Origin of the sequence: Streptomyces sp. 840.1 (assembly GCF_003751445.1) — a bacterium.
Classification (GTDB): Bacteria; Actinomycetota; Actinomycetes; order Streptomycetales; family Streptomycetaceae; genus Streptomyces.
The window spans coordinates 5674378-5697198 of the sequence record NZ_RJUU01000001.1 but is presented as its reverse complement, the minus strand read 5'-3'; the positions used below and the strand labels follow the sequence as shown (position 1 = coordinate 5697198).

At 71.9% G+C, this 22821-nt stretch carries 20 protein-coding genes; 8 read left to right on the top strand and 12 right to left on the bottom strand.

Features of this window, described 5'->3' with window-relative positions; genetic code table 11:
• Positions 1-274: 274 nt before the first annotated feature.
• On the bottom strand, positions 275-2059 hold the full coding sequence (gene gcl / locus EDD93_RS26015; RefSeq protein ID WP_123527454.1) for a glyoxylate carboligase: 1785 nt from the start codon (positions 2057-2059) through the stop codon (positions 275-277).
• 301 nt (positions 2060-2360) lie between these two features.
• Between gcl and EDD93_RS26010 the strand changes: the two genes are divergently transcribed.
• Positions 2361-3095: a hypothetical protein gene (locus tag EDD93_RS26010; protein WP_123527453.1), complete on the top strand. Its 735-nt coding sequence runs from the start codon at positions 2361-2363 to the stop codon at positions 3093-3095.
• Positions 3096-3277: 182 nt separating this feature from the next.
• Complete coding sequence (locus EDD93_RS26005; protein ID WP_123527996.1) at positions 3278-3520, top strand: hypothetical protein; 243 nt, start codon at positions 3278-3280, stop codon at positions 3518-3520.
• A 30-nt stretch (positions 3521-3550) separates the two neighbouring features.
• Here EDD93_RS26005 and EDD93_RS26000 read toward each other — a convergent pair whose 3' ends face one another.
• Both EDD93_RS26000 and EDD93_RS25995 read right to left on the bottom strand, forming a co-directional pair.
• Positions 3551-5158: an AMP-binding protein gene (locus tag EDD93_RS26000; protein ID WP_123527452.1), complete on the bottom strand. Its 1608-nt coding sequence runs from the start codon at positions 5156-5158 to the stop codon at positions 3551-3553.
• Positions 5155-6831, bottom strand: a complete 1677-nt coding sequence (locus tag EDD93_RS25995; RefSeq protein WP_123527451.1) for an AMP-binding protein — start codon at positions 6829-6831, stop codon at positions 5155-5157. The genes EDD93_RS26000 and EDD93_RS25995 overlap by 4 nt, the downstream gene beginning before the upstream one ends.
• A 137-nt stretch (positions 6832-6968) precedes the next feature.
• Here EDD93_RS25995 and EDD93_RS25990 point away from each other — a divergent pair, with 137 nt between their 5' ends.
• Positions 6969-7811, top strand: a complete 843-nt coding sequence (locus tag EDD93_RS25990; RefSeq protein ID WP_123527450.1) for a LuxR C-terminal-related transcriptional regulator — start codon at positions 6969-6971, stop codon at positions 7809-7811.
• Between the two features lie 75 nt (positions 7812-7886).
• On the opposite strand, the gene EDD93_RS25985 is transcribed toward EDD93_RS25990, so the two are convergent.
• Positions 7887-9041 (bottom strand): winged helix DNA-binding domain-containing protein, encoded by a 1155-nt coding sequence (locus EDD93_RS25985; protein ID WP_123527995.1) that lies wholly within the window; start codon positions 9039-9041, stop codon positions 7887-7889.
• Positions 9042-9186: 145 nt separating this feature from the next.
• Between EDD93_RS25985 and EDD93_RS25980 the strand changes: the two genes are divergently transcribed.
• On the top strand, positions 9187-10068 hold the full coding sequence (locus tag EDD93_RS25980) for a DMT family transporter (RefSeq protein ID WP_123527994.1): 882 nt from the start codon (positions 9187-9189) through the stop codon (positions 10066-10068).
• Between the two features lie 63 nt (positions 10069-10131).
• Here EDD93_RS25980 and EDD93_RS25975 read toward each other — a convergent pair whose 3' ends face one another.
• Complete coding sequence (locus EDD93_RS25975) at positions 10132-10716, bottom strand: TerD family protein (RefSeq protein ID WP_123527449.1); 585 nt, start codon at positions 10714-10716, stop codon at positions 10132-10134.
• Positions 10717-10937: 221 nt separating this feature from the next.
• On the bottom strand, positions 10938-11168 hold the full coding sequence (locus EDD93_RS25970; protein WP_123527448.1) for a DUF6296 family protein: 231 nt from the start codon (positions 11166-11168) through the stop codon (positions 10938-10940).
• A gap of 272 nt (positions 11169-11440) precedes the next feature.
• Here EDD93_RS25970 and EDD93_RS25965 point away from each other — a divergent pair, with 272 nt between their 5' ends.
• The 3 genes from EDD93_RS25965 (at position 11441) to EDD93_RS25955 (ending at position 13352) form a co-directional block, all read left to right on the top strand.
• Complete coding sequence (locus tag EDD93_RS25965) at positions 11441-11893, top strand: DUF5709 domain-containing protein (RefSeq protein ID WP_123527993.1); 453 nt, start codon at positions 11441-11443, stop codon at positions 11891-11893.
• Between the two features lie 94 nt (positions 11894-11987).
• Positions 11988-12830 carry an alpha/beta fold hydrolase gene (locus EDD93_RS25960; protein ID WP_123527447.1) on the top strand — a complete coding sequence of 281 codons (843 nt, stop codon included), beginning with the start codon at positions 11988-11990 and terminating at the stop codon, positions 12828-12830.
• 153 nt (positions 12831-12983) lie between these two features.
• A complete protein-coding gene (locus EDD93_RS25955) occupies positions 12984-13352 on the top strand; it encodes a nuclear transport factor 2 family protein (RefSeq protein ID WP_123527446.1) in 369 nt (122 codons plus the stop codon).
• A 74-nt stretch (positions 13353-13426) separates the two neighbouring features.
• Here EDD93_RS25955 and EDD93_RS25950 read toward each other — a convergent pair whose 3' ends face one another.
• From EDD93_RS25950 to EDD93_RS25925, 6 genes are all read right to left on the bottom strand, one after another.
• Entirely contained in the window at positions 13427-14812 is a 1386-nt protein-coding gene (locus tag EDD93_RS25950; protein WP_123527445.1) for an LLM class flavin-dependent oxidoreductase, read from the bottom strand.
• Positions 14796-15605, bottom strand: coding sequence for an ABC transporter ATP-binding protein (locus EDD93_RS25945; protein ID WP_123527444.1), 810 nt, complete (start codon positions 15603-15605; stop codon positions 14796-14798). Before EDD93_RS25945 ends, EDD93_RS25950 begins: the two co-directional genes overlap by 17 nt.
• On the bottom strand, positions 15581-16489 hold the full coding sequence (locus EDD93_RS25940) for an ABC transporter permease (protein WP_123527443.1): 909 nt from the start codon (positions 16487-16489) through the stop codon (positions 15581-15583). Before EDD93_RS25940 ends, EDD93_RS25945 begins: the two co-directional genes overlap by 25 nt.
• The gene (locus EDD93_RS25935; protein WP_123527442.1) at positions 16486-17553 is read right to left on the bottom strand and encodes an ABC transporter substrate-binding protein; all 1068 of its coding nucleotides are present in this window, start codon (positions 17551-17553) and stop codon (positions 16486-16488) included. Before EDD93_RS25935 ends, EDD93_RS25940 begins: the two co-directional genes overlap by 4 nt.
• 13 nt (positions 17554-17566) lie before the next feature.
• Positions 17567-18133, bottom strand: a complete 567-nt coding sequence (locus tag EDD93_RS25930; RefSeq protein WP_260255868.1) for a flavin reductase family protein — start codon at positions 18131-18133, stop codon at positions 17567-17569.
• Positions 18134-18513: 380 nt separating this feature from the next.
• Positions 18514-19791, bottom strand: a complete 1278-nt coding sequence (locus EDD93_RS25925) for an ROK family protein (RefSeq protein ID WP_123527440.1) — start codon at positions 19789-19791, stop codon at positions 18514-18516.
• Positions 19792-20351: 560 nt separating this feature from the next.
• Here EDD93_RS25925 and EDD93_RS25920 point away from each other — a divergent pair.
• A complete protein-coding gene (locus tag EDD93_RS25920) occupies positions 20352-22808 on the top strand; it encodes an endonuclease/exonuclease/phosphatase family protein (protein ID WP_123527439.1) in 2457 nt (818 codons plus the stop codon).
• The last annotated feature ends 13 nt before the right edge of the window (positions 22809-22821 follow it).

Below are 22821 nucleotides of genomic sequence, written 5' to 3'. Positions count from 1 at the left end.
TGGCGAGCAGTTCGGACAGACGCCCGGCTGGGGATTCCCGGCCGGGCGTCTTGCGTGGGCGGGCGAGTCGGGGCGGCGTGAGTGTCCAACTGCGCGGCACTCACGGAAACCGTGGCCGCCGGCGGACCATCAGCACAGGTGACCGGCTCGCAGCCCCCGGATCGAACCTGCGGAGCGAGGGTCGCAGGTTCGCCTCGTGCCGGGGCAGACGCCGAAGAGCACCTGCGGACCTCCGCAGGTGCTCTTCGGCAACGGGACCGCAGGCTCTGAGGCGTCAGGCCTTCGTGAGCGGGCGGATCGCCGTGGGCGCGTGGCCCGGCTCCGACGCGATGTCCTCGAACTCGTTCACCGAGGCGATGTCCGAACCGCTCATCGAGATGTTCGTGACGCGCTCCAGAATCGCCTCGACGACCACCGGCACCCGGAACTCCGCCGCCAGCTTCTTGGCCTCCTCGAAGGCCGGCAGCAGCTGGTCCGGCTCGGTGACCCGGATCGCCTTGCAGCCCAGGCCTTCGACGACCTTGACGTGGTCGACGCCGTAGGCGCCCAGCTCCGGCGAGTTGATGTTCTCGAACTCCAGGTTGACCTGGAAGTCGATGTCGAAGTTGCGCTGCGCCTGGCGGATCAGCCCCAGGTAGGAGTTGTTGACCAGGACGTGCACGTACGGGATGCGGTGCTGGGCGCCGACCGCGAGCTCCTCCAGCATGAACTGGAAGTCGTAGTCGCCGGAGAGCGCGACGACGGAGCCCTCGGGGTCGGCCGTGGCGACGCCCAGCGCGGCCGGGATGGTCCAGCCGAGCGGACCGGCCTGGCCGGCGTTGATCCAGTGGCGCGGGCGGTAGACGTGCAGCATCTGCGCGCCGGCGATCTGGGAGAGGCCGATGGTGGTGACGTAACGGGTCTCGGGGCCGAACGCCCGGTTCATCTCCTCGTACACGCGCTGCGGCTTCAGCGGCACGTTGTCGAAGTGCGTACGCCGCTGGAGGGTCGCCTTGCGCTCCTGCGTGGACGCGGCCCACTGCGAGCGGTCCTTCAGCTTGCCGGCCGCCTTCAGCTCGCGCGCCACCTCGACGAACAGCTCCAGCGCCGCCTTGGCGTCGGAGGCGATGCCGAGGTCGGGGGCGAAGATCTTGCCCAGCTGGGTCGGCTCGATGTCGACGTGGACGAACTTCCGGCCCTGCGTGTAGACGTCCAGCTTGCCGGTGTGGCGGTTGGCCCAGCGGTTGCCGATGCCGATGACGAAGTCGGACTCCAGGAAGGTCGCGTTGGCGTAGCGGTGGGAGGTCTGCAGACCCACCATGCCGGCGTTCAGCTCGTGGTCGTCGGCGAGGATGCCCCAGCCCATCAGGGTCGGGACGACCGGGACGCCGGTCAGCTCGGCGAACTCCACCAGGAGCTCGGAGGCGTCGGCGTTAATGATGCCGCCGCCCGCGACGAGCAGGGGGCGCTCGGAGGCGTTCAGCATCTCGACGGCCCGCTCGATCTGCTTACGGCTGGCGGCCGGCTTGTGCACCGGCAGCGGCTCGTACAGATCGGGGTCGAACTCGATCTCGGTCAGCTGCACGTCGATCGGCAGGTCGATGAGGACCGGGCCGGGACGGCCGGTGCGCATCAGGTGGAAGGCCTGCTGGAAGACGCCGGGGACCTGCGCGGCCTCCAGGACGGTGGTGGCCGCCTTGGTGACCGGCTTGGCGATCGACGCGATGTCGACGGCCTGGAAGTCCTCCTTGTGGAGGGCCGCGGTCGGGGCCTGGCCGGTGATGCACAGGATCGGGATCGAGTCCGCGATGGCCGAGTACAGGCCGGTGATCATGTCGGTGCCGGCCGGACCCGACGTACCGATGCAGACGCCGATGTTGCCCGCCTTGGCCCGGGTGTACCCCTCGGCCATGTGCGAGGCGCCCTCGACGTGGCGGGCGAGCGTGTGATGAACCCCGCCGGAGGCCTTGAGGGCCGCGTAGAAGGGGTTGATCGCCGCGCCCGGCACACCGAACGCGTTGCTGACGCCTTCGCGCTTGAGGATCTCAACTGCCGCTCGGGCAGCGGTCATTCGAGGCATTGAGTGCTCCTGCTCGGACCTGGGTGGAGTCGGGCTCTGTCGCGCCACCTGAGAGCACCAATTCCGCATTACGGAAAGTTGATTCTGCTATACGGAAGCAAATCTAAAGTGTGCCCGGACAGCCGTCAAGGGAGGGGCCGAGCGCGGATGGGTACGGGCCCGTGCGGACAAGCGGAGGCAGTACCTCGAAGTGGCTCAACTCCCTCCCCCGGACCTCGCTCTTGGTGGAGCATGGGGGTACGGAGCGGAGTCGGCCCGGAACCCGGCTCGCCCGCGGCCCGCGCGGCGGAAGGAGCCCAGGGTGGAGTCAGTGCCGGTACGGTGCCCGGCCTGCCGCCGCGACCACACGTACGTCACAGCCGCCTACCCGTGCCCGTGCGGCTCCCCGACCGCCCCGCCGCTGCTGCGCGGCGCCCCCGTCACGACGATCACCCACCGCACCTGGAACGACGACTGGGTGACGGTGCGCTGCCGCGCCTGCGGGCGGCACGACCAGTGGCCGCAGCCCGAGCTGTGCTGCCCCTGCGGGGCGGTGCTGCGGGTCCCGGTCCGCCCGGTGGCGTCTGCGGGCCGCGCGGCGGGCACGGGCCCCCAACGGGCGGAGGGGCCGGTGCGGCCGTCGCACATCCCGCTGCCCCGTACGGCCGCGGCCCCCAGACCGGCGTTCCGGCCACTGACGATCCGTACCGCGCGGGACGCGGTCGGCGCCGCAGCGCTGTATCTGAAGTGGCTCGGCTACCGCGATGTCGTCCAGCCCGCCGAGCGCCCCTCGTCCCGGATCGACCTGCGGGCGGCGGGGCTGATCGCCCAGGTCGACTCCACCACCAGGGCGACCGCGCTGCGCGACGTCGAATGCCTGTGGCTCAACGCGCTGAGCACCTCGGTGTCCGGGGTGCTGTTCTCGCTCGCCGGATACGCACCCGACGCCCGGGAGCGCGCGGACGGGCTCGCCATCCCGCTCTTCGTCATGGACCTCACCGGAACCCCGCAGCCGGTGAACAGCCCTGCGGACGAACTGGTCAGCACCGGCGCCTGAGCGCGGGCGTGCGCGTGCTCACGAAGAACACGGGCCGGACCGGCGGCGGGGGGGGCGTATTCGGCGCGACGTGCCGCACCTCACAGAAACCAACCGGCCACAGCGAGTGCTATCGGTCACGTTCGGGCCAGGGGCCACAGATGTTCGGTCGGTTGTCGGTGGCGGGCCTTACAGTGGGGCGCATGGCCTTAACTCCACGGCATTCTCCACCCAATGCGCCGGCGCACGCCCCGCAGCCCGCCCGCGTCGCCCAGCCGGCCCATCCCGCCGCCGTCGAGGCGAACGAGGCGATCCGCGCCCTCGTGGACGCGCGCGCCGGGCAGGACTGGTCCTCCGTGGAGTCCGCCGCGTACGAGGTACTCCTCATCGAATGGGCGGCCGCCACCCGGGACACCGCGACGGGCGACATCATCGAAGCCGCCTGACGGCACCCCGGGTCCGGCCGGCCGTAGGCTCTACCGGCCGTAGCTCTCCCGCAGTTCGATCTTGCGGACCTTCCCGCTGACCGTCATCGGGAAGGCTTCGAGGATCTCCAGCAGGCGCGGCACCTTGTAGTGCGCCAGCTGTCCGCGGCAGAACGCCGCCACCTCCTCCAGGACCGGCGGGTCCGCCGGGTCCACGGGGATGACGCAGGCCAGGATCTCCTCGCCGTACCGCTCGTCCGGCACCCCCACGACCTGCACGTCCGCGATCTTGGGGTGGCTGTAGAGGAACTCCTCGATCTCACGCGGATAGACGTTCTCACCACCCCGGATGATCATGTCCTTGATCCGGCCGACGATCTGTACGTAGCCGTCCTCGCGCATCACCGCGAGGTCGCCGGTGTGCATCCAGCGCCCGGCGTCGATCACCTCTGCGGTCCGGTCGGGCTGCTCCCAGTAGCCGAGCATCACGCTGTAGCCGCGGGTGCAGAGTTCGCCCGAGGCGCCGCGCTCCAGCGTCACGCCCGTCGCCGGGTCGATGACCTTGACCTCGATGTGCGGCATCACTCGGCCGACGGTGCCGGTGCGGCGTTCCAGGTCGTCGTCGCGGCGGGTCTGCGTGGAGACCGGTGAGGTCTCCGTCATCCCGTAACAGATGGACACCTCGTCCATGTGCATCTCCGCCACGACCCGCTTCATCACCTCGACCGGGCAGGGTGATCCGGCCATGATGCCGGTGCGCAGGGACGAGAGGTCGTACGAGGCGAAGCCGGGGAGGTTGAGCTCCGCGATGAACATGGTGGGGACCCCGTACAGCGAGGTGCAGCGCTCCTGCTCGACGGCGGCGAGCACGGCTACAGGGTCGAAGGCGGGGGCCGGGATCACGATGCAGGCGCCGTGCGAGGTGGCGCCGAGGTTGCCCATGACCATGCCGAAGCAGTGGTAGAAGGGCACCGGCAGACAGACCCGGTCCTGTTCCGTGTAGGCGACCAGCTCCCCCACGAAATAGCCGTTGTTGAGGATGTTGTGATGGGAGAGGGTCGCCCCCTTGGGGAAGCCCGTGGTGCCGGAGGTGTACTGGATGTTGATCGGGTCGTCGCAGGACAGCCCGGCCTCGCGCGCGTGGAGTTGATCCTCCGTCACCGATCCGGCGGCCGCCGTCAGCTCGTCCCAGCTGGGGTCGCCGATGTAGTGCACGGCGCGCAGCGCGGGGCAGTTCGCGCGAACCTCGTCCACCAGCGCCCGGTAGTCGCTGGTGCGGTGCGAGAGGGTGGCGGCCAGGAGCGAGATCCCGGCCTGCTTCAGTACGTACTCCAGCTCGTGCGCCCGGTACGCGGGGTTGATGTTGACCATGACGGCGCCGATGCGGGCGGTGGCGTACTGGACGAGCACCCACTCGGGGCAGTTGAGCGCCCAGATGCCGACCCGGTCGCCCTTGGCCACCCCGGACGCCATCAGCGCACGGGCCAGCTCCCCGACGGCCGAGCCGAACTCCGTGTACGTCCAGCGCCGCCCGGAGACCACGTCGACCAGCGCCTCGCGCTCGCCGTACGCCTCGATCGCCCGGTCGAGGCTGCGCCCGATGGTGTCGCCCAGCAGCGGGGTGGAGCCGGTGCCGTGGGCGTAGGAGAGCTCGGTCATGTCAGGTCCTCCTCGGCGTACTCGGTGCCGGTGCCCCGGGCCGTGGCCTCGCGCAGCTCGATCCGGCGGATCTTGCCCGAGACGGTCTTGGGCAGCTCGGCGAACTCCAGCCGGCGGACCCGCTTGTACGGGGCGAGGACCGCGCGGGAGTGAGCGAAGAGCACCTTGGCCGTGTCGGGTCCGGGCTCCCAGCCCTCGGCGAGCACGACGTACGCCTTCGGCACGGCGAGCCGGACCGGGTCGGGGGCCGGTACGACGGCGGCCTCGGCGACGGCCTCGTGCTCCAGCAGGGCGCTCTCCAGCTCGAACGGCGAGATCTTGTAGTCGGAGGCCTTGAAGACGTCGTCCGCGCGGCCGACGTAGGTGATGTAGCCGTCCTCGTCGCGCGAGCCGATGTCCCCCGTGCGGTAGTAGCCGCCCGCCATGGCCTCGGCGGTGCGGTCGGGGTCGCCGTGGTAGCCGGTCATCAGGCCGACCGGGTGGGCCGACAGGTCGAGGGAGATCTCGCCCTCGACGGCGCCGGGCTCCCCGCTGACCGGGTCCAGGAGCACCACCTCGAAGCCGGGGCTCGGGCGCCCCATCGAGCCGGCCTTCAGGGTCTGGCCGGGGGTGTTGGCGACCTGGACGGCCGTCTCCGTCTGACCGAACCCGTCGCGGATGGTGACGCCCCACGCGCGCCGGACCGACTCGATGACCTCCGGGTTGAGCGGTTCGCCGGCCGCGACGACCTCGCGCGGCGGGGTCTTCAGCTGGGTCAGGTCGGCCTGGATGAGCATCCGCCAGACGGTGGGCGGCGCGCAGAAGCTGGTGATGCGCGAGCGGTCCATCTCGGCCATCAGCCGGGCGGCGTCGAAGCGCGTGTAGTTGAAGATGAAGACGGTCGCCTCGGCGGTCCACGGGGCGAAGAGATTGGACCAGGCGTGCTTGGCCCAGCCGGGCGAGGAGATATTGAGGTGGACGTCGCCGGGCTTGAGACCGATCCAGTACATCGTCGACAAGTGGCCCACGGGGTACGACACATGGGTGTGCTCGACCAGCTTGGGGCTGGCGGTGGTGCCCGAGGTGAAGTAGAGCATCAGCGGTTCGTCGGCGTCGGTCTCCCGGTCCGCCGTGAAGGTGTCCGGCGCTTCGTCGGCCCCGGTGTAGGAGAGCCAGCCCTCGGTCTCCGCGCCGACGACGATCCGGGTGTAGCGGCCGGGCACCTCGTCGAACTTGGCGGTGTCCGCGTCCCGGACCAGCACGTGGCGCACCCGGCCGCGCTCGACCCGGTCGCGCAGGTCGGCCGGGCCCAGCAGCGGGGTCGCGGGGATGACGACGGCGCGCAGCTTCATCGCGGCGAGCGCGGTCTCCCACAGCTCCACCTGGTTGCCGAGCATGACGAGGATGCGGTCGCCCTCCCGGACGCCCTGGGCGCGCAGCCAGTTCGCGGCCCGGTTGGAGCGGGCGGACATCCTGGCGAAGGACATCTCGGTGCGCCCGCCGTCCTCCTCCACGATGTGCAGGGCGGTGCGGTCGTTGTCCCGGGCGATGACGTCGAACCAGTCCAGGGCCCAGTTGAAGTGGTCGCTGCGGGGCCAGCGGAAGCCCTCGTAGGCGGCTCGGTAGTCCTCGCGGTGCTTCAGCAGGAAGTCCCGGGCGGCCCGGAACGTCTCCGTCGCACTGGTTGCCGGCATGTGCCCTCCTCGTTGCGGACCGGACCCGTCTCTCCGGGATCCTGACATGATGTAAACAGTGACCCGGGTCTCACCACCCCCGAACGGGGGTGCTCCGGAGCCAGTGAACCCCTGGGACCGGGCAGAGAGGCGTCATCGTGCCGGAATCCGTCGATGCGGTGGAGATGCAGGCCGCGCTGCTGCGGCTGCGCCGGACGAGCGGGCTGCCCGTGGCATTCGGCGGGCTGCTCTCCGACACCCGACATGCCAGGATCGCCGAGCTGAACGGGGCGCACACCGCGGCGCTGCGCGGGCTGGTGATCTCGGCCGGCAGCGGTCTGGGCGGCAAGGCGATCGCGCTGTCCCGGCCGTGCGCGGTGACCGATTACCACTCCTCGCGCCACATCAGCCACGAGTACGACGTGGCCGTGGCGGCGGAGGGGCTCCGCTCGGTCGTCGCGGTACCCGTCGTCGTACGCCGCAAGGTGCGCGGGGTGCTGTACGGAGCGCTGCGCGAGCCCCTCACGCTCGGGGACCGCACGTTCGACGCGGCGGTGGCCGCAGCCCGCGACGTGGAGCAGGCGCTGGCCGTCCGGGACGAGGTGCAGCAGCTGCTCGCCGTGACCCGCGAGGAGGTGACCGACCCGCGGGCCGCGCCGGAGGCCTGGGAGGACGTCAGGTCGGCGCACCGGGAACTGCGCGCCCTGGTGCCGAAGGTCCTCGACCCGGCGCTGCGCGACGAGCTGCTCGCGGTGTGCGGGCGGCTCGCCTCGGCGGCCGGTGCGCGGGTGCGGAGGTCCGGGGAGGTGCAGCTGGCTCCCCGTGAGGTCGATGTCCTGGCCTGCGTCGCGGCGGGCGCGACGAACGCGGTGGCGGCGGGCCGGCTCGGGCTGCGCCCGGAGACGGTGAAGGGCTATCTGCGCTCCGCGATGCGCAAGCTCGGCGCGCACACCCGGTTGGAGGCGGTCGTCGCCGCCCGGCGGGCGGGGCTGCTGCCGTAACGCGACGCGGCCCCGCCGGTCCCGGCCCGCTCGTGACGCGTGCACGCCTGCCCCGGTACGCGCCCGCTCATCCGCTCACTCACCGAAGTCGATGAACGGGGCGAACCTGACGTCGTGTCCGCTGCCGTCGCCGGCCGCCGCCGTCATCACGGAGAGCAGCGCGACGGCCTCCGCCGTGACGGCGCCCTGCCCGGCCGCTCCCAGCGGGCGCAGCTCCTGCACGGTGACGGTCGCCGGTGCGCCGCCCCGGCCGGCGTCCAGCCGCCACAGGGCGGCGAGGAAGCCGTCGAACAGCACGCTCCCGTAGTTCTGGTTCCCCACCCCGTTGCGCCCCTTGAACCGGGGCGGGATGACCCGGGTACGGTCCGCGTGGCTCAGCAGTACGTTGTCGAACTCGGGCAGGAAGCGGGGCGGGGCGGGGGTGTCCTCGGCGGGGCGCGGGGCGTCGGGCAGGTCGAACAGCTCGACGCCGTTCTCGTCCCGGAAGGTGACCAGTCGCGGCCGGAGCCGGTCGAACACCTCCCCCAGCCGGGTCAGTCCGGCCCATGCCTGCATGTCCCGCACGGACGCGGGGCCGAAGGCGCCGAGGTAGCGCAGCACGGTGGCGTCGGGCGCGGGCACCGGGTCGGATGGTCTGTCGAGCCAGTGCTCGACGGTGGTCAGCGCCACCCGGCCGCTCCTGCCCCACACCCCGCGCGGGGTCACCTGGACCAGGGGCAGCACGCAGCGGGCCGCCGTGCTCAGGGCCTGCGGATCGGCGTCGGGCCACTCGGTGAGCAGCCTCTCGCGGATCTCCTTCGGGGTGCGGGGCGCCTCCTGGACGTACTCCCGGCTGATGTCGCGGAGCCGGTCCAGGTCCACGCCCACGAGCCCCTTCCGGAACGTGCGCAGCTCCCGGTCGCGGGCCTCCTGGACGAGGGGGCGCAGGGTGAGGGCGTCGTCGGCGGTGTGGGTGTGGATGGTGGAGCGCAGGGTGACGATGCGGACGGCCTCGCGCGACTCCATCAGCGCGGCGAGTTCGCCCGGCTCGAAGCCCTCCAGCCGGGCGAGCAGCTGGAAGTAGGGCGGCCTGGTGTTCTGCGCCTGGAGGCCGACGAGGTGCCGGATCGCTTCGGCGGCCGGCATCGAGGCCCGGCGGAGCAGCAGTTGGCGTTCCAGCGTCGCGCGCCCCAGTGCCCGCGGCGAGAGCACCGCGGGCGCCGGGGAGGAGGTCTTCTTCTTCTCGGCCATGGCGGCACGGTACGCGGCCATCAGGACGGATTCCGTCCTGATGGCGCGGTTCTTCGCGCGGCACCCCGTCCGGCGTTTCCCGCGTCCGCCCACCCGCCGGGCGCGGGACCCGGCTGCCGGCGCCGTCCGCCCGCATCATGGACCGGTGATCAGTGTCCTCTTCGCCGTCCTGACCGCGCTCAGCAACGGGTCCGCCTCCGTCCTCCAGCGCCGCGCAGCCCTCGACGTCCCGGACCGGGAGGCGATGCGGATGTCGCTGATCGGTCATCTGCTGCGCCAGAAGGTGTGGCTGGCGGGCATCGCGCTGGTGATCGTCGCGGCCGTCTGTCAGGCAGTCGCACTGGCCACCGGGCCGATCGCGGTGGTCCAGCCGATCTTCGTGATCGAGCTGCCGGCGACCCTGCTCCTGGCCGGATTCGTCATGCGGGTGCGGGTGCCCCGGCCCGTCTGGCTCGGGGCGGCAGCCGTGACGGCCGGTCTGGCGCTCGGTATGGCGTCGGCCGCTCCGGGCGGCGGGAGCGAGACGGTGCACGGGGCGGCGTGGGTTCCGGCGCTGGTGCTCACCGGTCTCTTCGAGGCGGCGCTGATCGCCGGGGCGCGGGCCACCCGGGGCAACTCGCGGGCCGCGCTGCTCGGTCTGGCCGCCGCCTGCGGGTACGCGCTCACCGCCGCCCTCATGAAGGACGCCATGGCGCGGCTCAGTGACGGCGACGGGGTGGTGGTGCTCTTCGAGTCCTGGCAGCTCTACGCGACGGCCGCAGCGGGCGTCGGCGCGCTGTTCCTCCTCCAGAACGCGCTCCAGGCGGGCACGCTGGTCGCGGTCCAGCCGTGCCTGACGCTGGGCGACGCCCTGATCAGCGTCCTGTACGGGGTGACCCTGTTCGGCGAGCAACTGCGCACCGGCTGGTGGCTGCTTCCCGAACTGCTGGCCCTGGGCCTGATCACCGCGGGCTGCGTCGAACTGGCCCGGTCACCACTGGCCGCCGGAAACGCGGCGCCCCCGTCCCGCGGGCGCCGGGTGGACTGAACACCACCGCGCGTGCGGGACGGGGAAGCCGGGTTCCAGGAACACGCCCCGGCTGTCCGCCGGTTACTTGCTGACGGCGAAGCGCATCAGGGCCTGCTCGTCGCCCTGCTTGATCTTCCCGGTCTCGTTGATCACCTCGAGCTTCCAGCTCCCGCCGACCCGGAACGCCTTGGCCACGGCGCAGCCGTTGTCGTTGCTGAGCAGGCTCGGCCAGATGTCGGCCACCTGCTGGGTGGTGCCGCCCGTCGCGTCGTACACCTTGAAGCTGATGTTGCGCGCGCTCTGGAAGGAGCTGTGCTTCTTGTACGCCGCGGCGATGAAGACGATGGCCGTGATGTTCGACGGCACCCGGGCGAAGTCGACGGTCACGGTCTCGTCGTCGCCGTCGCCCTTCCCCGTCTGGTTGTCGCCGCTGTGCGCCAGAGAACCGTTGCCCAGCGGGTCCAGGGAGTCCAGACCGGCCAGCCGCACCGGCTCCGCGCCCTGCATCGCGATGGCGATGAGGTCGAGGTCGGTGCCCTTCTTCTGACGGAGCTTGCCCATCAGCCCGCCACTGCTGCCGACAGTGGGATCCCAGGACACCCCGATGGACAGATGGGTCACCCCGTCCAGATCCGCCGGGCCGTCTTCCTTCTTCAACGTGATCATGCGTGATCCTCTTCGTGGCGAGATTCCTACAGGTCGAGTGTGCCTGGTGTCTCCTCCGCGCATCCCACCAGGGGCAAAATTTCGACCAAGTGTTTGACGCCTCGCGACGAATTGTCCTGCGTCGGCAGGATGTCACCGGACATGAGCACGTGATAGGGGTCCGCGAAGTCTGTTCGTTTTCCGGCCTTCGCGGAGGGCGGGCCGGCGTCGCCGGCCTCGTCTCATCCGGCCGGTTCGGGCACCACCAGCGGCGTGCCGAGCACCTGGTGCCCGCCACTGGCGAGCATGCGCACCTCGCCGCGCTCGCTGATCTCCGCCCGGACGATCCCGGTCTCGTCCTCGTAGACCGGGTATCCGCCGGCCCCGGCCTGCGCGGTCCGCCGGACGATCACGGCGTCGTCCTCCACAGCGGACGACTGAAACACCAGTTGGTAGCTCTCCGGGTAATCCATGACGGCCTCTCCGTGGCTGCGTCTGCGGACGGCCTCTCCACTCGGCTTTCGGTGCCGTTCCCGCCCTGCGGGGCACTGCGGCCCACACTTTCCATCGTCCCTCACTCGTGCCCCGGCCGCCCGCCCGCGGCCGCAGGGCTGCGGGCCCGGGGCCTGGCCCCCTATCCTGAAGGGGTACGGGAAGTTCGAAGGCTCATGGGCTGCTGTGCCCCCTTCTCCCGCGTCGTACGGTGGGCATGACCGGGATCCCCGACATCGGGAAGGGACTCATCATGAAGGATGCCGACCGGGGCGACGAGGTCTACCAGCCCCAGCAGCCGGAGGCCTCCGACCCCGCCGAACAGCTCGATGTGGAAGACACCCTGGACGACCGCGACCTCACCGACGTGCTCGACGAGGGGTACTCCCCGCCGGAGCGGCCGTGGGCCGTGGAGGACCGGGGCACCACCGCGTCCGAGCAGCACAGCGGCGAGGGCCTGGAGGGCAGGCTCGCCCGGGAGCTGCCCGAGGTCGCCGACGGGCCGGGTGACGGCGTGGGCGACGTGCCGGGCGGGGACGGCGAGCCCTGGGACGACGAGGTCGGGGACGCCCGTGCCGGGCGCCTCACCAGGGAGCTGGACCGCGACGACCCGGACACCACGGCGGGCGAGGACGTCGGGATCGACGGCGCGGCGGCGTCCGCCGAGGAGGCCGCCATGCACGTCGTCCCGGACGGCCGGATGTAGGCGCGGGCACGCAGCGCCGCCCGCAGCCGGGCCACGACACCCACGTACGACGTACCCACGTACCCACGTACCCACGTACCGAGGGAGAGCCAGCATGCCGTACATCACCGTCGGCCAGGAGAACTCCGCCGGCATCGAGCTGTACTACGAGGACCACGGCGAGGGCAGGCCCGTCGTACTGATCCACGGGTTCCCGCTGAGCGGCGCGTCCTGGGAGAAACAGCTCCCGGTGCTGCTCGGCGCCGGGTACCGGGTCATCACCTACGACCGGCGCGGTTTCGGCCGGTCGAGCAGGCCCGTCACCGGGTACGACTACGACACGTTCGCCGCTGACCTGAACACCGTGATGGAGAGGCTCGACCTCCAGGACGCGGTTCTGGCCGGGTTCTCCATGGGCACCGGTGAGGTCACCCGCTACCTCGGCAACCACGGCTCGCGCCGGGTCGGCCTGGCCGTCCTGGTGGCCCCCGTACCGCCCTACCTGCTGCTGGCGGACGACAACCCCGCCGGCGTCGAGCGGAGCGTCTTCGACGGAATCATGAGCGCGATCGTCGCCGACCGGCCCGCCTATCTGACCGCTTTCCTTGATGCGTTCAACAACACCGACAAGCTCGCCGGCACCCGGATCAGCGAACAGGCCCTGCGGATGCAGTGGAACGTCGCGGCGGACGCCTCGGCCCACGCCACCCTTGCGTGCGTCCCGACCTGGCTGACGGACTTCCGTGACGACCTGCCGAAGAACGACGTGCCGACGCTGGTCGTGCAGGGCGACGAGGACCGCATCCTGCCCATCGACTCGACCGGGCGGCGGCTGCCGGACCTCATCGGTGACAGCCGTCTCGTGGAGATCGCCGGCGGCCCGCACAACATCGGCTGGACCCACGCCGAGGAGCTCAACACCGCGCTGATGGGCTTCCTGGACGAACACCGGCGCTGAGCGCGGTCCGGTCCGCGCGGCCGTGCCTGCCCCGGAGCTACCGGACCGCGCTTACCCCGGAGGTAATCGACCCGTTCCACGCTGTCGGACATCGTGTTCCTCACCAGCACAACGCACCCGGCCCACCCGCCGGGGCCCACGAGAGGACCCACGATGACCTCCTACGACGACGCCGTCGAGCGCTACTTCGCCGCCTGGAACGCCGCCACCCCCCAGGACCTGGCGAAGGCCGTCGCCGCGGCGTTCACCGAGGACGCCACCTACACCGACCCGCTGGCCTCCGTGCAAGGGCACGAGGGTCTCGCGGCCGCGGTCAGCGGCGCCCAGCGGCAGTTCCCCGGCTTCGCCTTCCGGCTGACCGGGACCGTGGACGGCCACCATTGCCTCGCCCGCTTCAGCTGGGAACTGGTCGCCGCGGCGGACGGGTCGGCGCCGGTCGCCGGCTCGGACGTGGTGATCCTCGCGGACGACGGGCGGATCAGCGCGGTGGCCGGATTCCTGGACCGGGTGCCGGCCGTCTGACACCCGGTACGCGGCGCGCGGACGGCCGGCGCCGGCGCTTCGGCCGTCGCGGCCGCTCCGGTCCGGACAGGCCGTCACCCGGCCTGCGCCAGCGCGATGCCGAAGTGGCCCTCGGCGCTGTCGACGGTCTCGAACAGCCGGTTGGCGGGCCGGGGCAGCCCGTAGTGCCCGCGCAGGGTACTCGCGGTGTACTCGGTACGGAACAGTCCCCGCTCCTGGAGGATCGGCACCACCCGGTCGACGAACACCTCCAGGCCGGAGGGGAGGACGGCGGGCATGATGTTGAAGCCGTCGGCGGCCCCGCTGTCGTACCAGTGCTCGATGGTGTCCGCGACCTGCTCGGCCGTGCCGGCGAAGGTGCGGTGGCCGCGTCCGCCGCCGAGCCGGCCGATGAGCTGACGTACGGTCAGGCGCTCGCGCCTGGCGAGCTCCACGACGAGCGTGTAGCGGCTCTTGGCGCCCTCGATCTCGTCCTCGGTGGGAATGTCCTCCGGCAGCTCCGCGTCCAGGTCCAGCTCGTCGGCCACGATCCCGAGGCGCTGGGCCAGCTGCCGTTTGGCGTACTCCGGGACGATGAGGTTCTCCAGCTCGGAGTCCAGCGCCAGCGCCTCGGCCTCGGTGTCACCGATGACGGGCACGATGCCGGGGAGGATCTTGATGCCGTCCGGGTTGCGGCCGATGGCCTCGGCCCGCTGCTTCACGTCCTTGTAGAACGCGATGCCCTCCTCCAGGGTCTGCTGAGCGGTGAACACCGCCTCCGCGTACCGGGCGGCGAAGTCCTTGCCGTCCTCACTGGAGCCCGCCTGGACGAGCAACGGATATCCCTGCGGCGGGCGTTGGACGTTCAGCGGGCCGTCGACCCGGAAGAACTCGCCGCTGTGCCCGATCTTCCGCACCCGTTCCGCCAGCGCGTGCACGCCGCGCTCCTTGTCGGCAATCACCGCGTCGTCGGCCCAGCTGTCCCAGAGCTTGGTGGACACCTCGACGAACTCACCGGCGCGGCGGTAGCGGTCGTGGTGCAGGGGGGTGTCGTCGAGGCCGAAGTTGCGGGCCGCGTCGGCGCCCGCGGTCGTGACGATGTTCCAGCCGGCCCGGCCGCCCGAGACATGGTCCAGCGAGGCGAACCGGCGGGCCAGGTTGTACGGCTCGTTGTAGCTGGTCGACGCGGTGGCGATGAGCCCGATGCGGCTGGTGGCGCCGGCGAGCGCGGTCAGCAGGACGGTGGGCTCCAGCTTGGCGGACGGGCGCCGTCCGGGGTCGCCCATCAGGACCGGACTGTCGGCGAGGAACAGCGAGTCCAGTCTGCCGCGCTCCGCGATCCGGGCCAGGTTCTTGTAGTGCTCGATGTCCGAGTCGGCCTCGGCCGGACTCCCGGGGAGCCGCCAGGACGCCTCGTGGTGGCCGGTGGACATGAGGAAGGCGTTGAGGTGCAGCTGCTTGCGGTCAGGCGTGCGGGCCATGGGGTTCCTTCGGTTCGGTACGGGCCTGGGGCTGGGGCTGGGCTACGCCGAGCGCGGTGAGCAGGGTGTCGCGGTACTCCTGGAACCGGGGGTCGCGCCGGGACCGCGGGGTGGGCAGGTCGACGGTGAGGTCGACGGAGATCCGGCCGTCCTCCAGGACGAGCACCCGGTCGGCCAGCTCGACGGCCTCGTCGACGTCATGGGTGACCAGCAGCACCGCGGGGCGGTGGCGCTCGTAGAGCTCGCGCAGCAGGTCGTGCATCCTGATCCGGGTCAGGGCGTCCAGGGCGCCGAACGGCTCGTCCGCGAGGAGGAGTTCGGGCTCTCGGACCAGGGCGCGGGCCAGTGCGGCACGCTGCTGCTCGCCGCCGGACAGCTCGTGCGGCCAGGACCGGCCGCGCCCCTCCAGACCGACCTCGGCCAGTGCGGTGAGGCCGCGTTCCCGGGCCCCCGGGCCGCGCAGCCCGAGGACGACGTTGTCGATGACCCGCAGCCAGGGCAGCAGCCGGGAGTCCTGGAAGGAGAGCGAGACCCGGTCGGGGACGGTGAGTTCGCCCGAGCCCTCGACGGTGTGGTCGAGCCGGGCGACGGCCCGCAGCAGGGTGGACTTGCCCGAGCCGCTGCGTCCGAGCAGTGCGGTGAACTCCCCCGGGGCGACGGTGAGATCGAGCTCCTTGAGGACGTCCCGGTCACCGAACCTGCGGACCAGGCGCCGGGTGCGTATCGCGGGGACGTCCACGGCCCCACCGGCGGCGGCACGGGTGCGGGTCAGCCCGCCAGAGTGCGTCGCCATGACAGGACCCTCCTCTCGACGGCGCGTACCGCCGCGTCCGACGCGAAGCCGAAGACCCCGTAGGCCACCAGGCCCACGATGATCACGTCGGACTGCGCGTACTGCTGGGCCTGGAACATCATGTAGCCGATGCCGCTGGTGGCGTTGATCTGCTCGACGACGATCAGCCCCAGCCAGGACGCGGTCACGCCGAGGCGCAGCCCGACGAAGAAACCGGGCAGTGAGCCGGGTACGACGACCTTGCGGACGAACTGCGGCCGGCTCAGGTCGAGTCCCTCGGCCAGCTCGACGTACCTGCTGTCGATGCCGGTCAGCGAGGCGTAGGTGTTGATGTACATGCTCACCGCGACGCCGAGTGCGATCACCGTGACCTTCATCTGTTCACCGATGCCGAGCCAGAGGATCAGCAGCGGGAGCATGGCGAGGGACGGGATGGCGCGCTTGATCTGCAGCGGGCCGTCCAGCAGGTACTCGCCGGTGCGGCTCAGCCCGGCCGCGACGGCGAGCACGACCCCCGCCGCCACCCCGAAGAGCAGTCCGAGGCCGGCGCGTTGCAGTGAGATGAGGACGTTGTCCTGGAGCCGGCCGTCGGCGACGAGGGCCGACGCGGTGGAGAGCACCGTGCCGGGCCCGGACAGGATCCGGGGGTCGAGGTAGCCGACGGCGGAGGCGGACCACCACAGCGCGATGACCAGGACCGGCCCGATCAGTCGGCCGAAGGGCACGGCCCGGCCGGGACCCAGCCGTCTGCGGGTGGTCCGGGGCGTGGCGGGGCGGGGAGCCGTCGCGTCCGTGCCCGGCTCCGGCCGCTTCGCCGCCTTCCCGGGCGCGACGGCCGGCTTCACCGGGGCCGCGGTGCGGGCGTTCGTGAGCAGTCCGGTCATGACGTCTCCCGGTAGCGGGCCGGTACGGCCTCGGCCGCCAGCCCCTCGAAGCGGCGGTCGAACAGCCCGGCGACGTCCTGCTTCGGCACGAACCCGCCCTCGGCCATCAGGTCGGCGGTCTCCTGTTCCCACGCGATGGCCTTGTCCCAGCTCACCGGGAACCGCGGTTGCCGCAGGGAGGCGACGATGCGCTTGCCGTCCGCCCGGGAGACGCCCTGGTCCTTGACGTAGTAGGTGTCGATCCAGGTGTCGCTGTTCTCCCAGGCCCAGGCCACTCCGCGGGCCCACAGCGGGACGAAGGACCGGACGGCGGCGGCCTTGGCCCGGTCGTTCAGCACCTCGTCGGGCGCCCAGAGGACCGTGAGCAGGTCCACGACGTCGGTCCTGATCCCGCGCGCGCCGTCCTTGCCGTACTGGCTCAGGTACTTGGTGAGGGTCGGCTCGCCCAGTGGTGCCACGTCGACCTGCCCGGACTGCAGGGCGGTGAGGAACTGGGTGCTGGGCAGGGCGACCAGTTCGACGTCCTTGTTGGCGAGGCCGGCCCGCTTCAGCGCGCGCAGTACGACGACGCCCTGGGCCTGGCCCTGCGAGAAGCCGATCTTCCGGCCGCGGAAATCGGTCACGCTCCTGATGTCCGATCCGGGCGCGGTCGCGAAGACGTAGCTGGGGCTGTTGCGCACCTGCACCGCGACGATCTTCGCGCCGACGCCGATGGCCTGGGCCTGGATCGGCGGAATTCCGGCATTGACCGCGAGATCGATGGAATGGGCGCGGAATCCCTGGATGATATCGGGGCCCGCGTTCAGATTGGGCCAGTCGGAAACGGTGAACGGCAGCTCCTTCTCCAGCCCGGCCGCCCCCAGCTGGAGTTGGGTGGTGCGCACGGCTATGGAGAGTTTCGTGCCGGCCGGTGGCGCTCCCGAGGGAAGCTTTCCGGTGGGTTCGGCGCTCGCCACCGTTTCGGCCTGTGGCGAGCAGGCGGCGAGCGCGCCGATGGCCGTCGCACCGGTGAGTGCGAGAAATGATCTGCGGCCGACGGTCCGGTGTGTGTCGTTGAACGGCATGGCGAGTCCCTGGTCAGTGGCCGGTGGGGGGCGCGGGCGCCCGGAGGGTGCGGTAGCCGCCGTCGTGGAAGAGGAGCGGGCTGTGTCCCTCGTGGAGCCGGGCGTCCACCACCCGGGCGATGACGACGCGGTGGTCACCGGCCGGGACGAGCTGTTCGATCTCCAGCCGCAGCCACCCGGCCACCCCGTCGAGCACCGGCTCCCCCTCCGGCAGCCGCCGCCAGCGGGTGGGGGCGGCGAAGCGGTCGATGCCGCTGGTGGCGAAGGTGGTGGCCAGTGCGCGCTGTTCGGCGCCGAGGAAGTTCACGACGGCCGTGCGGGCCCGTTCGATGTGCGGCCAGGACGAGGTGGTGGTGCCGATCCCGAACGACACCAGCGGCGGGTCCAGCGAGAGCGAGCTGAGCGAGGTCGCGGTGAAACCTATGGGGCCCCGGCCCGCGTCGGCGGTGACGACGACGACTCCGGCGGGATAGCGGCGGAACGCCTGCCTGAAGCGGCCCGGGTCGATGCCGGGCGCGGGCGATCCGGCCGCAGCGTCCGATGCGATCGGTGCGGTGAATGAGGACACGGTGACGGTCAACGTCTCTCCCGGGGTGACTGGTCGGAAAGGGGCGAGAAAGGTCGCGGGAATGGCGAGTACGCGCATGCATGGAATGCGCGGCGGGGCGCCGCGACCATGACGGAAATGCCGGACGGGGGCCGGCGGGGAAAACGAAACGGAGAAGTCGCGACGAACGCGGCAGGTCTACCGGAGGCCCGGACAGGGGCGGCGACAAAGGAGCCGGACGGCGGCGAACGCCGTCGAGGACAGACGGAAGACGCGCGTCACCGAGGACGCGTTCCGTGAATTCCGCTGCCTGCTGGTCATGAATCCATCATCCCGTCCGCATTCGTACCCGGTCAACAATGCAACTGCCTGAATTAAGTCGGATCCGGAAGGGCCCGCCGGAATCGGCGGCCTCAGGAGACGGCGGGCAGCGCGGGCCAGGGGCCGAGCGGATCCGCGTACAGCGCGCCGAGCGCCACCGCGCCGCCGGCCGTGGCCAGGACGGTGCCGGTGAAGCTGGTCGGCACCACCGTGCGCTCCGGGTCCTCGCAGACCCACGAGCGCTTCGCCACCTCGGCCCGCAGCTCGGCCAGACACTCCGGCATCCGGCCCGCCCCCGGCTCGACGACGACGAGCACCTCGGGGTCGAACATGTCGAGCAGCAGCGCCGCGGCCCTCCCCACCAGCCGCGCCCGCCGGCGGAACAGGGCCACCGCCCTCGGATCACCGCTCAGCGCCCGGTCCAGCAGTTCCGGGAACGAGTCGACGGCCAGCCCCTGAGCGGCCGCGCGCCGCACCATGGCGCGCTCCGACACCTCCGACTGGAGGCAGCCGGCCCGCCCGCAGGAACAGCCGCCGGCACCGCCCCGCTCCCCCTCCACGTCACCGTCCGCCCCCTCGGTGCCGAGCGGCAGATGCGCCACGCTGCCCGCCCCCGAGCGCGGGCCCCGGTGCATGGCACCCTCGGTGGCGAAGGCGGCGTCCACGACCGCGCCGACGAAGAGCAGGACCGTACTGGTACGGGTCGACTCCTGGCCGAACAGCTGCTCGGCGCGGGCCAGTGCGCGGGAGTGGCTGTCCACGTGGACCGGGAGCCCGGTCGCGGCGGTGAGGACGTCGCGGGCCGGGACATCGCGCCAGCCGAGGTGCGGGTGGTCCACGATCACCCCGGCGACGGGGTCGACCCGGTGCCCGGTGGCGAGGCCCAGGGCGAGCACCGTGCGTCCGTCCGCGTGCGCGGCCGTCAGCCGGGGCAGCCTGGCCGCGAGTTCGGCGAACATCCGGTGCGGGTCCGTGGTGCGGTGGGCCCGGCGGTCCTCGGCCACGATCCGGCCGCGCAGGTCCATCAGCGACACGGTCGAGTGGGCGACGGCGATGTGCGCCCCGGCCACCAGGTAGCGGCCGGTGTCGATCTCGACGGGGATGTGCGGCCGGCCGAGCCCTCGGGGTCCGGCGGTCTCCGCGCTCTCCCGGACCAGTCCGCGGGCCAGCAGTGAGGTGACGTGGCCGGTGACCGAGGCGGGCGAGAGGCCGGTGAGCCGGGCGACGGTGGAACGGGCCACCGGTCCGTGGTCGAGGATCGCGCCGAACACCGGGCCGGTGCCCGCGAGCCGGCGGACGGGCGGTGCGGCGGGTATGTCGGAGCGGCGCGGCGGACTGGGGCGACGGCCGGGTGCGGACAGACTCTTCACAGTGTCTTCCAGGTCCTCGATGGCAGCGGGTGACGCGGTGCGTGCTCCGGTACGGAGCTCGGGCAGTCCGCCGCCGGCCCGGGGCCGGGCGGCACTGCTCTGCGGTGGAGAGACACCCTGCGGGATCCGGGGCCGGGCAAGGGGACGGCTGGACAGCCCCCTCGCGGCCGGGTCGCGCGGGCGTGACGCTCTCAGACCCGATGACACACGGCGGAGCACACACGCTTCAGGTCGATATGACCTCGCGTCGTCAGGTGTGCGGATCGCTGCATGCCGCGCAACGTAACCGGACCGGCGCAACCCGGTCAAACCATTGCCGCATCCTGGACACCCGTTCCCCTGCCGGGTGTTGCTCCCGCGTTGCGGCGGTGTGACGGGCGCCCGGCGGGGGCGTGAACAGTGGCGGCCGGACCGGTGGCGCGGCGGGCCGGGAGCCCGGCCGGCGGCCGGTGTGGGCCGGATGGCTGACCGATTTCTGGAATTAACCTCTGATGCCTTGTCATCGCCGGTTCTACGCGCATAGCTTGTGCTCCCTCATCACACTCTGAGGGGCAGTTTCCGTGCGCATATCCAGACCACGTTCCGTCCTGCTGGCCGGCGCGGTCGCCGTGACCCTCTCGGCCACCGCGCTGCCCGCCGCCTTCGCGGCCCCGTCCTCGTCCGCCGTGATCTCCGAGGTGTACGGCGGCGGCGGGAACTCCGGTGCGACGCTCACCCGCGACTTCGTCGAGCTGGCCAACGCCGGCTCCGCCGCGTACGACCTGTCCGGGTTCAGCGTCCAGTACCTGCCCGGGGCGCCGTCCGCCGGCTCGCAGTGGCAGGTGTCCCCGCTCACCGGTGCCGTGGCGCCCGGCGGCCGCTATCTGGTGGGCCAGGCCGCGGGCACGGGCGGCACGGTCGCCCTGCCCGCCCCCGACGCCACCGGCACGGTCGCCATGTCCGCCGCGAGCGGCACGGTCGCGCTGGTCTCCGGCACCACGGCGCTGACCTGCAAGACCGCGGCCGACTGCGCATCGGATACCCGGGTCGTGGACCTGGTGGGCTACGGCTCCGCGGTCGTCCGGGAGGGCGGCGGACCGGCGACCGGCGCCTCCGCCACTGCATCCGTGGCGCGCGCGGCCTCCCTCGCGGACACCGACGACAACGCCGCCGACCTCTCCGCCGGCGCACCCACCCCGGTGAACGCCGCCGGTGAGACCTCCGGCGGCGGCGAGGACCCCGGCGACCCGGGCAACCCCACCGAGCCCGGCACCGTGCGCGTGCACGACATCCAGGGCAGCACCCGGGTCTCCCCGCTGGACGGCAAGGCGGTGACCGGGGTCCCCGGCATCGTCACGGCGCTGCGCACCACGGGTTCGCGCGGCTTCTGGATCCAGGACCCCTCGCCGGACGCGGACCCCCGCACCTCCGAGGGCGTCCTCGTCTACACCGGCTCCGCCGCCCCGGCCGTCTCGGTGGGCGACTCGGTCCTGGTCAGCGGCACGGTGGACGAGTACTACCCCTCGGCCACCACCCAGTCCGTCACCGAGATCACCGCCCCCAGGACCACCGTCCTGTCCTCCGGCAACGCGCTGCCCGCGCCGGTGGCGCTCAACGCGAAGGCAGTACCCGGCGGTTATGCCCCCTCGGCGGACGGCGGTTCGATCGACGCGCTGCCCCTCGAACCGGCGAAGTACGCGCTCGACCTGTACGAGTCCCTCGAAGGCACCCGGGTCGAGACGGCCGACACCCGGGTCACCGGCGCCACCAGCTCGTACGGCGAGGTCTGGGTGACCGTCGAGCCCAAGCAGAACCCGACCCGGCGCGGCGGCACCCTGTACTCCTCCTACCAGGACCAGAACACCGGCCGGATCAAGGTGATGTCCCTCGACGCCACCCGGCCCGTACCGGTGGCGAACGTGGGCGACGTGCTGTCCGGCACCACCGACGGCGTGCTGGACTACGACTCCTTCGGCGGCTACAGCCTCCAGGCCACCCGGCTCGGCACGCTCACCGACCGGCACCTGAAGCGCGAGGTCACCAGGAAGCAGAAGCGCGACGAACTCGCCGTCTCCACCTACAACGTGGAGAACCTCGACGCGCGCGACGAGCAGGGCAAGTTCGACACCCTCGCCAAGGGCGTCGCGGTCAGCCTGGCCTCCCCGGACATCGTCTCGCTCGAGGAGATCCAGGACGACAACGGTGCGGTCAACGACGGCACGGTCGGCTCCGAGGCGACCCTGAAGCGGTTCACCGACGCGATCGTCGCGGCGGGCGGACCGCGCTACTCCTGGCGCTACGTCGCTCCGCAGGACGGCAAGGACGGCGGCGAGCCCGGCGGCAACATCCGTAACGTGTTCCTCTTCAACCCTGCCCGGGTCTCCTTCGTGGACCGCGCGGGCGGCGACGCGACCACCGCGGTGCAGGCCGTGAAGACCAGGCACGGCGTCACCCTGTCGGCCTCGCCCGCCCGGATCAGCCCGCTCGACGAGTCCTGGGCGGACAGCCGCAAGCCGCTGGTCGGCGAGTTCCGCTTCCGCGGCGAGCCGGTGTTCGTCATCGGCAACCACTTCACCTCCAAGGGCGGTGACCAGCCGCTGCACGGCCGCTACCAGCCGCCCGTGCGCAGCTCGGAGACGAAGCGGGTCAAGCAGGCGGCGGAGGTCAACACCTTCGTCAAGTCCCTGCTGGCGGCCGACAAATCGGCCCGGGTGATCGCCCTCGGCGACCTGAACGACTTCGCGTTCTCACCGACGATGTCCGCGCTCACCGCCGGGAAGGCGCTCAAGCCCCTCATCAACACGCTGCCGGAGAACGAGCGGTACAGCTATGTGTACGAGGGCAACTCGCAGACGCTGGACCACATCCTGACGAGCCCCGGCATCCGGCGCTTCGACTACGACGTGGTGCACATCAACGCGGAGTTCGCCGACCAGGCGAGCGACCACGACCCGCAGATCGTGCGGGTGCGGGCCGGCGCTTCCGGCCACGGAAGCCACGACGGCCACGGTGACCACGGACATCACGGCCACCGCTGATCCCGCGCGGGCG